Annotated in this window: 13 protein-coding genes; 5 read left to right on the top strand and 8 right to left on the bottom strand. The window is 69.5% G+C overall.

What is annotated here, in order from left to right; translation table 11 throughout:
- Positions 1-98 precede the first annotated feature (98 nt).
- On the bottom strand, positions 99-314 hold the full coding sequence (locus tag CCN35_RS20410; protein WP_143631692.1) for a hypothetical protein: 216 nt from the start codon (positions 312-314) through the stop codon (positions 99-101).
- A gap of 141 nt (positions 315-455) precedes the next feature.
- Here CCN35_RS20410 and CCN35_RS20405 point away from each other — a divergent pair, with 141 nt between their 5' ends.
- Together CCN35_RS20405 and CCN35_RS30005 are read left to right on the top strand one after the other, a co-directional pair.
- A complete protein-coding gene (locus CCN35_RS20405) occupies positions 456-1,313 on the top strand; it encodes an SCO4651 family lipoprotein (protein ID WP_067399870.1) in 858 nt (285 codons plus the stop codon).
- A 238-nt stretch (positions 1,314-1,551) separates the two neighbouring features.
- Positions 1,552-1,686, top strand: a complete 135-nt coding sequence (locus tag CCN35_RS30005) for a hypothetical protein (RefSeq protein WP_268877215.1) — start codon at positions 1,552-1,554, stop codon at positions 1,684-1,686.
- A gap of 15 nt (positions 1,687-1,701) precedes the next feature.
- On the opposite strand, the gene CCN35_RS20400 is transcribed toward CCN35_RS30005, so the two are convergent.
- Complete coding sequence (locus CCN35_RS20400; RefSeq protein ID WP_067399874.1) at positions 1,702-2,043, bottom strand: metal-sensitive transcriptional regulator; 342 nt, start codon at positions 2,041-2,043, stop codon at positions 1,702-1,704.
- A 215-nt stretch (positions 2,044-2,258) separates the two neighbouring features.
- Between CCN35_RS20400 and CCN35_RS20395 the strand changes: the two genes are divergently transcribed.
- From CCN35_RS20395 to CCN35_RS20385, 3 genes are all read left to right on the top strand, one after another.
- Positions 2,259-2,879 (top strand): DUF47 domain-containing protein, encoded by a 621-nt coding sequence (locus tag CCN35_RS20395; protein ID WP_067399877.1) that lies wholly within the window; start codon positions 2,259-2,261, stop codon positions 2,877-2,879.
- A gap of 7 nt (positions 2,880-2,886) precedes the next feature.
- Positions 2,887-3,888 carry an inorganic phosphate transporter gene (locus tag CCN35_RS20390; protein WP_086793839.1) on the top strand — a complete coding sequence of 334 codons (1,002 nt, stop codon included), beginning with the start codon at positions 2,887-2,889 and terminating at the stop codon, positions 3,886-3,888.
- 108 nt (positions 3,889-3,996) lie between these two features.
- Positions 3,997-4,197 (top strand): DUF5988 family protein, encoded by a 201-nt coding sequence (locus CCN35_RS20385; protein ID WP_067399883.1) that lies wholly within the window; start codon positions 3,997-3,999, stop codon positions 4,195-4,197.
- 124 nt (positions 4,198-4,321) lie between these two features.
- Here CCN35_RS20385 and pstB read toward each other — a convergent pair whose 3' ends face one another.
- The 6 genes from pstB to CCN35_RS20355 form a co-directional block, all read right to left on the bottom strand.
- Complete coding sequence (pstB, locus tag CCN35_RS20380) at positions 4,322-5,098, bottom strand: phosphate ABC transporter ATP-binding protein PstB (RefSeq protein ID WP_067399886.1); 777 nt, start codon at positions 5,096-5,098, stop codon at positions 4,322-4,324.
- A gap of 42 nt (positions 5,099-5,140) precedes the next feature.
- Entirely contained in the window at positions 5,141-6,214 is a 1,074-nt protein-coding gene (gene pstA / locus CCN35_RS20375; RefSeq protein ID WP_086793837.1) for a phosphate ABC transporter permease PstA, read from the bottom strand.
- Positions 6,211-7,224, bottom strand: a complete 1,014-nt coding sequence (pstC, locus tag CCN35_RS20370; RefSeq protein WP_067399894.1) for a phosphate ABC transporter permease subunit PstC — start codon at positions 7,222-7,224, stop codon at positions 6,211-6,213. Before pstC ends, pstA begins: the two co-directional genes overlap by 4 nt.
- A 105-nt stretch (positions 7,225-7,329) precedes the next feature.
- Positions 7,330-8,454, bottom strand: a complete 1,125-nt coding sequence (pstS, locus tag CCN35_RS20365) for a phosphate ABC transporter substrate-binding protein PstS (protein ID WP_067399899.1) — start codon at positions 8,452-8,454, stop codon at positions 7,330-7,332.
- A 428-nt stretch (positions 8,455-8,882) separates the two neighbouring features.
- Positions 8,883-9,593, bottom strand: a complete 711-nt coding sequence (locus tag CCN35_RS20360; RefSeq protein ID WP_067399906.1) for a phosphatase PAP2 family protein — start codon at positions 9,591-9,593, stop codon at positions 8,883-8,885.
- Between the two features lie 189 nt (positions 9,594-9,782).
- Positions 9,783-10,784 (bottom strand): C40 family peptidase, encoded by a 1,002-nt coding sequence (locus tag CCN35_RS20355; RefSeq protein ID WP_086793835.1) that lies wholly within the window; start codon positions 10,782-10,784, stop codon positions 9,783-9,785.
- Between the last annotated feature and the right edge of the window lie 401 nt (positions 10,785-11,185).

The following is an 11,185-nucleotide window of genomic DNA, read 5'->3' as shown; positions in this document are numbered from 1 at the left end:
GGTGCAGATCTCGCAATCCACACCGAGCCAGAGGGCCCTCACCCATTTCAAGATCACACGTCAGTGATCGCTGTCACCAACCTCCGTGGACAGAACACCTAGGCCGCGCCGCGCACGTGTCCCTCCGCGTCCGTGCGGGCCAGGCTGCGGGCCCTGCGGGCGGGGCCGCGCCAGCCGCAGGTGCAGCGGGCCAGGCAGAAGCGGCCCTGTTCGACGGTCGTCGCGCCGTGCGCCGGCCCGCTTCGGCCCTCGGGGGCCTTCAGCGGGCCCTCGGGTGCCGTGAGAACGGCAGCGCGCTCCTCGTGGTACGCCACGACGACGAACGTATCCACGCAAGGTGAACGGCGCGTTACGGCCGGCTGTCGCTCCGGTGGGCGCGTGACGGGGGCCGCCCGCCCGTCGTTGACCGGACGACAGGGGCCCTTGACGGACGGAGCGCTGGGAGTGGGCAGGCGATGACACAGCGGCAGCGGCCGGGGACCGCCCCCGCGCGAGCGAGGCCGAGGGGCACGGTCCTCGTGGCAGGGCTCCTGGTCGGCCTGAGCGTCACGGGCTGCGCCGACGGCGCCGCCGAGGACGCCCGCGCCGTGGCCGACCCGGTGCAGATCCTGCGCCAGGCGCCGGACGTGCTGCTGGAGGCGGGCAGCGCGCAGGCCCGTACGTCGATGGAGATGGCCACCGGCGGAACCCGTGTGAAGATCCGCGGCACGGGGGTCTACGACTTCCGCGGGCAGCGGGGACATCTGACGCTGGTGCTGCCGCAGCAGCCGACCGGGACCGCCGGGCATCTGCCGATCACCGAGATCCTCACGCCCGGCGCCCTGTTCATGAAGAACCGGGGAGCCGGGGTGCCCGCCGACAAGTGGGTGCGGATCGACACGGCCTCGCTCGTCGACGGCAATCTGGTCACCGGCGGCGCCACCGACCCGTACGCCGCCGCCGAGATCCTGCGCGGCACCCGTACGGCGACCTTCGTCGGCAGGACCGAGATCTCCGGGGTCGCGGTACGGCACTACCGGGGCACCGCCGATCTGGCCCTGGCCGCACGGAGCGCCTCAGCGGCCGACGCGGCGGCGCTGAGGGCGGCGGCGAAAGGGTTCGCCACGGCCCTGGTCCCGTTCGACGTCTATCTCGACGACCAGGGGCGCATCCGGAAGATCCGCCAGCGCTTCGCCTTCGTCAACGGCCGGCGGAACCGCGCCGTGGCCGTCCATTCGACCACCCACCTGCATGCCTTCGGCGTCCCGGTGACCGTGACCCTGCCGCGGGCCGAGGACATCTACACCGGACGGATCGCCGAGAAACAGGGGTGACTGGCCGGAAAGGACCGGCGAACTAGCCCTTCCGTGCCATGCGCGGCGCGTGGGCCGCTCCCTACCCTGGACCCTGTCGTCATGCTTCCCCCGCCTCTTCCCTTCTCCTCCCGCTCCGTGCCGAGCGGGCGGGAACGAGCAGCGGACCGGTGACGGCGGGACCCCGGAAAGCCCGGCAACGGCAGGGAATGAGGTGATGCACGTGGCTTTGATGCGCGCAAGAGCGGTTCAGGACCACGTGGCTCTCGCCGAGATAGAACTGTGCGGAGACCTGATCATCGCGGCCTCGGCGGCCGAGGAACGGCTCAGTCTGGAAAGCATCGACAAGGTGCTGCGGGTGACCGAGGAGCGTGAGGCCGGCACCGGCCGATGACCGGATCCGTCCGGCTCAGGTCCGCAGCAGCCGTCCGATCGCCTTCGTGGCCTCCTCCACCTTCGCATCGATCTCCGCGCCGCCCTTGACGGCCGCGTCGGCGACGCAGTGCCGCAGGTGCTCCTCCAGCAGCTGGAGGGCGAAGGACTGCAGGGCCTTGGTGGAGGCGGACACCTGGGTGAGTATGTCGATGCAGTAGACGTCCTCGTCGACCATCCGCTGCAGGCCGCGGATCTGGCCCTCGATCCGGCGCAGCCGCTTGACGTGCTCGCTCTTGTGATGGTGATACCCGTACGTGACGGTCTCGCGCCCGTCGTCCTCGGAGGGCGCTGTCGCGCCGGCCTCGGTGGTCGTCATCGCGTCCTCCTCTTCGGACCGCACGGAACAGAAGGTGGATATATACCCCCGCCGGGTATATCGTAACGAACTTCACGGGGGAGCAGGATCCTTGGCAAGCCCCCCGTGCGGAGCGCCGTGCCCGATGGGTGACACTGGGGACGGCCCCTTAGCCGTGGCCGAATGATGCCTTTAGCATCAGCCTGACCGAAACCGAAGCACCCCGAGGATCCCACGTGCGCTTCCGTCTGACCCCCAGGGAGACGAGCTTCTACGACATGTTCGCCGCCTCCGCGGACAACATCGTCACAGGCTCGAAGCTCCTGATGGAACTGCTCGGGGCGGACACCTCCGCCCGGGCCGAGATCGCAGAGCGTATGCGGGCGGCGGAACACGCAGGTGACGACGCGACGCACGCGATCTTCCACCAGCTGAACTCCTCCTTCATCACCCCCTTCGACCGGGAGGACATCTACTCCCTCGCCTCCTCCCTCGACGACATCATGGACTTCATGGAGGAGGCCGTCGACCTGGTCGTCCTCTACAACATCGAGGAACTGCCCAAGGGCATAGAACAGCAGATCGAGGTCCTGGCCAGGGCGGCGGAGCTGACGGCCGAGGCCATGCCGCACCTGCGGACCATGGAGAACCTCACCGAGTACTGGATCGAGGTGAACCGCCTGGAGAACCAGGCGGACCAGATCCACCGCAAGCTCCTCGCGCACCTGTTCAACGGCAAGTACGACGCGATCGAGGTGCTCAAGCTCAAGCAGATCGTGGACGTCCTGGAAGAGGCCGCGGACGCCTTCGAACACGTGGCGAACACGGTGGAGACCATCGCGGTCAAGGAGTCCTGAGGCGTCCATGGACACCTTCGCTCTGATACTGACCGTCCTGGTCGCCCTCGGATTCGCCTACACCAACGGCTTCCACGACTCGGCCAACGCCATCGCGACATCGGTGTCGACCCGCGCCCTGACCCCGCGCGCCGCCCTGGCGATGGCCGCGGTGATGAACCTGCTCGGCGCCTTCCTGGGCAGCGGGGTCGCCAAGACCGTCAGCGAGGGTCTGATCCAGACCCCCGAGGGCAGCAAGGGGATGGGCATCCTCTTCGCCGCCCTGCTCGGGGCCATCACCTGGAACATGATCACCTGGTACTTCGGCCTGCCCTCGTCCTCCTCGCACGCGCTGTTCGGCGGCATGGTGGGCGCGGCCCTGGCGGGCGGTACGACGGTGTACTGGTCCGGCGTCCTGGACAAGATCGTCGCCCCGATGTTCCTGTCGCCGCTGATCGGCCTGGTCGCCGGCTATCTGGTGATGACGGCGATCCTGTGGATCTTCCGCCGGGCCAATCCGCACCGGGCCAAGCGCGGCTTCCGCATCGCCCAGACGGTGTCGGCGGCCGGCATGGCGCTCGGACACGGTCTGCAGGACGCCCAGAAGACCATGGGTGTGGTGGTGATGGCGCTGGTCATCGCCGATGTGGAGGACTACGGCGACCCGATCCCGACCTGGGTGAAGCTGGCCGCCGCCCTCATGCTGTCCCTGGGCACCTACGCGGGCGGCTGGCGCATCATGCGCACCCTGGGCCGCAAGATCATCGAGCTGGACCCGCCGCAGGGCTTCGCCGCCGAGACGACCGGCGCGTCGATCATGTTCGCCACGGCGTACCTCTTCAAGGCGCCGATCTCCACCACCCATGTGATCACCTCGGCGATCATGGGCGTGGGCGCGACGAAGCGGGTGAACGCGGTCCGCTGGGGCGTGGCGAAGAACATCGTGATCGGCTGGTTCATCACCATGCCGGCCGCGGCGGCCGTGGCGGCCTGCGTCTTCTGGCTGATCCAGCTGGTCTTCTCCGCCTGATCCGGCCGTCCCCGTACGGCCGGCCCCGTGCACCCGGTCCTCGTGCACCGGCCTTCGCGCAGCCGGTTCCCGTGTAGCAGCCCGGCCCGGCACGACGACACTGGAAACATGACTGTCAAGGCACTCCTCGAGGGCGGGCCGGAGGACCTCGCGGGCACCGTCGTACCGGTGGTCCCTCCGGGACAGGAACTGAAGATCCCGCACCTCGGGGGATACGAGCACTACAAGGTCACCTCGCGCCACGAGGACACCGAGGAGGGACAGGTCACCGTCTACCGATGGTGGGAACGCACCGAAATCGCCGAATGAACCCGGCCGCCCCGGCCGGAGAACAGCACGGGGCCCGCCCCCGGTGCCCGGGGGCGGGCCCTTCTGCGTCCCCGCGGTGGCACCGCCATGCAGCACCGCGAGGGGCCCGGAGACCAGCCGCGGCTCAGCCGAAACGGCCCGAGATGTAGTCCTCGGTGGCCTGCACGGACGGATTGGAGAAGATCCGTTCGGTGTCGTCGATCTCGATCAGCCGGCCCGGCTTGCCCACCGCGGCCAGGTTGAAGAACGCCGTGCGGTCCGACACACGCGCCGCCTGCTGCATGTTGTGCGTCACGATGACGATCGTGAACCGCTGCTTCAGCTGGCCTATCAGGTCCTCGATGGCGAGGGTCGAGATCGGGTCCAGGGCGGAGCAGGGCTCGTCCATGAGCAGCACCTTCGGCTCCACCGCGATGGCACGGGCGATGCACAGCCGCTGCTGCTGACCGCCGGACAGCCCGGCCCCCGGCTTGTGCAGCCGGTCCTTGACCTCGTTCCAGAGGTTGGCGCCCCTGAGCGACTTCTCGACGATGTCGGCGAGCTCGCTCTTCTTGTACCTGCCGTTCAGCCGCAGCCCCGCCGCCACATTGTCGAAGATCGACATGGTGGGGAAAGGATTCGGCCGCTGGAAGACCATCCCCACCTCGCGGCGCACGGCCACCGGATCCACCCCGGCGCCGTACAGGTCCTCGGAGTCCAGCAGCACCTTGCCCTCGACCCGGCCGCCCGGAGTCACCTCGTGCATGCGGTTGAGGGTGCGCAGGAACGTCGACTTGCCGCAGCCGGAGGGGCCGATGAACGCCGTCACCGAGCGCGGCTCGATCGTCATCGAGATGTCCTCGATCGCCTTGTGGCTGCCGTAGTAGGCGGTGAGTCCGCTGACGTCGATTCGCTTGGCCATGACTACTTCTCCACTTCCCGTCCTCGATCGCTGGTGGCCGCGTCAGCGACCGGTCCTGGGCGCCTTCCAGCGGGCGATGCCGCGGGCCCCCAGGTTGAGGAGCATCACGAAGGCGATCAGGGTGAGCGAGGCCGCCCAGGCACGGTCGTACGCCGCGCCGGAGCCCGCGCTGTTGGCGTACTGCTGGTAGATGTACAGCGGCAGCGAGGCCTGCGCCCCCTCGAAGGGGTTGTTGTTGATGAAGGGGTTGCCGAACACCAGCAGCATCACGGGGGCGGTCTCCCCGGCGATCCGGGCGACGGCCAGCACGACGCCGGTGGTGATGCCGCCGATCGAGGTCGGCAGGACCACCTTCAGGATCGTCCGCCACTTCGGCACGCCCAGGGCGAGGGACGCCTCGCGCAGCTCGTTCGGCACGAGCTTGAGCATCTCCTCCGTGGAGCGGACCACGACCGGCATCATCAGGATGGCCAGGGCCAGCGAGCCGGCGAAGCCGAAGGGCTGCATCTTCAGGATCAGCATCAGGCTGAGGATGAACAGGCCCGCGACGATCGACGGGATGCCGGTCATCACGTCGACGAAGAAGGTGACGGCCCGGGCCAGCCTGCCGCGCCCGTACTCCACCAGGTAGATCGCGGTGAGCACGCCGATCGGCGCACCGATCAGGGTGGCCAGGCCGACCTGCTGGAGGCTGCCGACGATGGCGTGGTAGATGCCGCCGCCCGGCTCGGTGTCGGCGACCACGCCCATGGAGTGGGTCAGGAAGTGGACGTCCAGGACCTTCACACCGCACGTGAGGGTCGTCCAGATCAGGGAGACCAGCGGCACCACGGCGAGCAGGAAGGCGGCCCAGACGAGGCTGGTGGCGAGCCGGTCCTTGGCCCGGCGCAGGCCCTCGACGCGCGCGGAGGCGCCGTACAGGCCGAGGACGAAGAGGGCCGCCGCGATCAGCCCCCACTGGATGCGGCTGTGAAGACCGGCGAGCGTGCCGACGAGAACCGCCAGGGCCGCCGCCCCGAGGGCGATGGCGTACGGGGACCACCGGGGCAGTCGGGCCCCGTGCAGGCTGCTCCGGTCCCGCTCGGTCCTGGTGCCGGCGATGGCTGCGTGACTCATGCGGCGGCTCCCGAGTACTCCTTGCGGCGAGCGATGATCATGCGAGCCGCGCCATTGACCAGCAGGGTGATGACGAACAGGACCAGCCCGGAGGCGATCAGCGCGTCACGGCCGAACTCCGTGGCCTCGCTGAACTTGCCGGCGATGTTCTGGGCGAAGGTGCCGCCGCCCGGATCGAGCAGGCTGGCCTTGATGTCGAAGGTCGGCGAGAGCACGGTGGCCACGGCCATCGTCTCGCCGAGCGCACGGCCCAGACCGAGCATCGAGGCGGAGATCACCCCGGAGCGGCCGAAGGGCAGCACCGCCATGCGGATGACCTCCCAGCGCGTGGCGCCGAGGGCCAGGGCCGCCTCCTCGTGCATGCGCGGGACCTGGCGGAAGACCTCGCGGCTGACATTGGTCACGATCGGCAGGATCATGATCGCCAGCAGGATGCCGACGGTGAGCATCGAGCGGGGGGCGCCGCCCTCCCAGGAGAAGATCCCGGTCCAGCCGAGGTGGTCGTCGAGCCAGCCGAACAGGCCGTTCATGTGGGGAACGAGGATCAGTGCGCCCCACAGGCCGTACACGATGGACGGCACGGCGGCGAGCAGGTCGATCACATAGGCGATGGGGCCGCTCAGCCGGCGCGGTGCGTAGTGCGTGAGGAAGAGCGCGATGGCGACCGCGACGGGAACCGCGAGGACCATGGCGATGACCGAGGAGACCACCGTGCCGTAGGCCAGCACGGCGATGCCGAAGACCGGCGGGTCCTGGTTGGTGTTCCACTCGAAGGTGGTCAGGAAGTTGCCGTGGTCCCGGCCGATGGCCAGGGACGCACGGTAGGTGAGGAAGACCGCGATCGCGGCCATGATCAGCAGCAGGAGGACGCCGGACCCGCGGGAGAGGCCGAGGAAGATCCGGTCCCCGAGGTGGGTGGCGCCGCGGGCGGCGCGCTTCTGCCCGGCCGCACTCGGCCGTGGAGGGGGCACGGGGGTGCCCGCCTGGGTCTGGTGTGTGGCTGTGTCCATCGAGTTCTCCGGTCTGCGGGGCCGTACGCGTCGTACGGCGCCTGGCGGCGGTGCACCGGACGGTGCGGGCCCGGCCCCTGGCGCGGAGGGCCGGGCCCGCACGGGTCAGCTCAGGCCCTCGATGGTGGTGCGGACCTTGCCGATGATCTCGTCGGGGATCGGGGCGTAGTCGTTTTGGGCGAGCAGGCTCTGGCCCTCCTCGCTGGCGATGTAGCGCAGGAACGCCTTGGTGGCCGGCAGGGTGTCGCTCTTGTTGCCCTTGTCGCAGACGACCTCGTAGGTGACCAGGACCATCGGGTAGGCGTTCTCGGCCTTGGTCTTGTAGTTCAGCTCCAGCGACAGGTCCTTGCCGGTGCCGACGATCTTGGCGTCCGCGATGGCCCGGGAGGCGTTCTCGACCGTGGCCTTGACCGGGGCGGAGGCACCCGTGTCGATGGCGACCGTGGACATGCCCTTGGCGTACGACAGCTCGAAGTAGCCGATGGCGCCCTCGGTCTGCCTCACCTGCTGGGCCAGACCGGAGGACTGCGGGGCGGCCTGACCGCCCTTGGCCTGCCAGGCCTTGCCGCCGGAGTACTTCCAGTCGTCCGGCGCGGCGGCCTTCAGGTACTTGGTGAAGTTGTCGGTGGTCCCGGACTCGTCCGAGCGGTGGAACGCCTGGATCTTGAGGTCGGGCAGGTCGGCGTCGGGGTTCAGCTTCCTGATCGCCGGGTCGTTCCAGTTCTTGATCCTGCTGTCGAAGATCTTGGCCAGGGTCGGGGCGTCCAGAACCAGGTTGTCGACCCCGGGAAGGTTGTAGCCGACCGCGATCGGACCGCCGAGCATCGGCAGGTCGATGCCCCGGCCGTCGGCGCAGACCTTCTGGGAGGCGGCCACCTCCTCGGGCTTCAGCGGGGAGTCGGTGCCGGCGAAGGCGACCTGTCCCTGGGTGAACGCCGTGATACCGGCGCCGGAGCCGCCGCCCTTGTAGTTGATCTGCACGCCGCAGGCCTGGCTGAACTGCTTCACCCAGGCGTCGATCGCGTTCTTCTGCGCCGAGGAGCCGTCCGCCAGCAGCTGCCCCTTGGCGTCGTCGCACTTGATGGAGCTGGTGGAGGCGGTGGTGCTGTCGCCGCCGGCGCCGTTGGTGCCGCCGGTGTCGTCAGAACCGCACGCCGTGAGGGCCAGGGCGCCGGAGACGGCGAGAGCGCCGAGAGCGAGTGCCCGCCGGTTCTTGCGCTGAAGCTTCACGTGAGTTCCTTCCAGGAGCCGCCGTCCTGATCGGCGGCGTGCGAAGTGTGGGCGACGCCGATGCGCCGGAAGGCGCATCAGCACCGGGTGAGGCCGAAACTAGGCAGAACAAGTGAAGCCGCCCATGGCCGTAAGTGAACGAGGGGTGAACCCCCGCCGAAAGTGCGGTGAGGTCACGGGACGCTCACGAGAAGAACACGTGGAGATTCCATCGGGGGTTCCGAGAGGGGCGGCGGCAGGTCCGGTGGCGGGTTCGGCGGGGTTCCGGCTCAGGGGCCCGGCAGGCGGCAGCACAGGGCCGCCGGGCTCGTCCGGCTGCGGACCGACCCCGGGCGCGGGCAGGCACCCCACCGGCACGCACCAGCCCCCGCGCATCCCGGCCACGGCTCGCTCACGGCCCGGCCGTGCCGCCCTGGCCCACCACGGGCCTACGCCGCCAGGTCCCGTTCCTCCGCCGACGCCGGCTCCCGCGCATCGTCGCGGTCGGCCTCCGTCTCGTCCCGCCGCACCCGGGAGCTCCGCGCGGACACCAGCCACCCGCCCCACGCCGACGCCTCGACCGCTCTCAGCAACGGCGTGAGCAGCGCCATGGCCGGCGGGGACAGCAGCAGCGCGACGGCCGTGCCCAGCGCGAACCCGCCCACGACGTCCGTCGGATAGTGCACGCCGAGGTACACCCGGCAGAACCCCTCGAACAGCGCCAGCGCCATGCCCACCAGACCGAACCGCCGGTTGGCGACGAAGAGCGCGACCCCCATCGCCATGGTGACCGTCGCATGATCGCTCACGAACGAGTAGTCGGTCTTCCCGGTGACCAGGACCTCCAGCCCCTGGTGGTCCAGGAACGGCCGGGGCCGCTTCACGAACCCCCGTATCGGCACGTTCACCAGCACCGCGACGACCGCCGCGAGCGGCGCCCACACCAGCGCGGCGACGGTCGCCGCCGCCTCCGTACCGCCCCGGCGCCGCACGGACCACCAGCACCCCACCACGAGCAGCACCATGGCGAGCAGCAGCCCGTACTCACCGACGTACTCCATGACACGGTCGAACCAGCGCGGTGTGCCCTTGGCCAGTCCGTTGATGTCGTAGAGCAGGTTGACGTCGGGGTTCGACCCGGAATCAGCGAGTCCAGCCATGACGCTGCGGCCCCTTCGTCGTGTCGTTCCCGGCGCATCCCGTGTGCGCCGCTCCTGCCCACCCCCGTGGTTGTAGATCCGCTACGCCAACAGCAACGCACCACACCGTTGGATACGTTCCGTACTCCACCGAATGATCACGCAGACGTTATCGAAGAGAGATTCATCACCGCAGCTCAGGGGTTGGATTCACGCGGAGGTGGGTAGAGCTTTTGCTCCCTCTGCGGTGACTCGGGTGGCCCCGAAGTAGTCCGGTGTGTCGATGGGATCGAAGCGGATCACCGCCCCCGGTCTCGGTGCATTGATCATGTATCCGCCGCCGACGTAGATGCCCACGTGCCGGATGGCCCGGGGATCGGTCGGATCGTCGGAGAAGAACACCAGATCGCCCGGCAGCAACTCGTTCCGCTTGGGATGGGGACCGGCGTTGTACTGGTCGTTGGCGACCCGCGGCAGAGTGATCCCCACGCTCGCGTACGCCGCCTTGGTCAGCCCCGAGCAGTCGAACCGCCCGCCCTGCTCGGGCGTTCCGTTCCCGCCCCAGAGATAAGGAGTGCCGAGCTTGCTCTGCGCATAGGCGATGGCCCCGGCGGCCTGCTTGGCGGGGGCGACCCGCCCGACGGGCGCGGCGAAGCTCTTCGCCAGGGCCGTGATGCGCCTGACGTAGTTCCGGGTCTCCTCGTACGGCGGCACGCCCTGGTACCTGATGACGGCGTCCGGGCCCGCGTTGTAGGCCGCGAGCATGTTGCGCGTCGGGTCCCCCGGCACGTTTTTGACGTACCGGGCGAGCTTGCAGTCGTAGGCCGCGGCCGAGGGAATCGCGTCGTCCGGGTCCCAGACGTCGCGCTTGCCGTCGCCGTCGCCGTCGATGCCGTGCGTGGCCCAGGTGCCCGGGATGAACTGCGCGATCCCCTGCGCCGAGGCGGGGCTCTGGGCCCTGGGGTTGAATCCGCTCTCCTGGTACAACTGGGCGGCCAGCAGCGCGGGGTTGATGGCGGAGCAGAGATTGCCCCACTTCTGCACGAGATCGCGGTACGCGGCCGGCACCGCCCCCTTGGCGAGCCCCACGGCTCCACCGCCCGTCCCGCCCGCGATGTTCCCGGCGGCGACGTACACCCCCACGACGAGCAGGGCGAGGAAGCTGAACACGGTGCCGACGGCGGCGATCGCGACGACCCATGCCCTACGCACCGTCAACCTCCCCTCGCCGCCCAGGAGTACGCCGCGGACAGTCTAGAGGCGCCCCCTGTGCTTTTGGAGTGATCACACACAGGGCGCAAGGCAGCACGGCGGCCGTTGCCGTGCGACCCCACCCGCACCGGCCGGGCGGCGGGACCTCGGCCCTCCCTCCCCCGTGCGCCCCGCCTGCACCGGATGGACGACGGGACCGCGGCCCGCCGGCGTGAGACCATCGAAGCGGTCACACCCGACCGGTCGTCAAAAACCGTGACGGACGGCGAAAAAACATCAACGACAGGACCACGCGACAGGTTCCGCTCGGGCTTCATTGCCCGGCGTGACCTGCCGTGATACACAGAGTGACGATTCATACCAAACCCATAAGGCAATAGCGCCAAGTCGACATCGTCGGC

The organism is Streptomyces thermovulgaris (genome assembly GCF_002155915.1).
Lineage (GTDB): Bacteria > Actinomycetota > Actinomycetes > Streptomycetales > Streptomycetaceae > Streptomyces > Streptomyces thermovulgaris.
Note: the sequence above shows the minus strand (reverse complement) of the source record. Positions and strands in the feature narration are given on the sequence as shown.

What these genes read in the sequence shown, in the direction of transcription:
- CCN35_RS20390 (WP_086793839.1), top strand. Translation starts at nt 2,887, where the DNA reads ATGGACACCTTCGCTCTGATACTGACCGTCCTGGTCGCCCTCGGATTC.
- CCN35_RS20400 (WP_067399874.1), bottom strand. Translation starts at nt 2,043, where the DNA reads ATGACGACCACCGAGGCCGGCGCGACAGCGCCCTCCGAGGACGACGGG.
- CCN35_RS20360 (WP_067399906.1), bottom strand. Translation starts at nt 9,593, where the DNA reads ATGGCTGGACTCGCTGATTCCGGGTCGAACCCCGACGTCAACCTGCTC.
- pstC (WP_067399894.1), bottom strand. Translation starts at nt 7,224, where the DNA reads ATGGACACAGCCACACACCAGACCCAGGCGGGCACCCCCGTGCCCCCT.
- pstB (WP_067399886.1), bottom strand. Translation starts at nt 5,098, where the DNA reads ATGGCCAAGCGAATCGACGTCAGCGGACTCACCGCCTACTACGGCAGC.
- CCN35_RS20385 (WP_067399883.1), top strand. Translation starts at nt 3,997, where the DNA reads ATGACTGTCAAGGCACTCCTCGAGGGCGGGCCGGAGGACCTCGCGGGC.
- CCN35_RS20405 (WP_067399870.1), top strand. Translation starts at nt 456, where the DNA reads ATGACACAGCGGCAGCGGCCGGGGACCGCCCCCGCGCGAGCGAGGCCG.
- pstA (WP_086793837.1), bottom strand. Translation starts at nt 6,214, where the DNA reads ATGAGTCACGCAGCCATCGCCGGCACCAGGACCGAGCGGGACCGGAGC.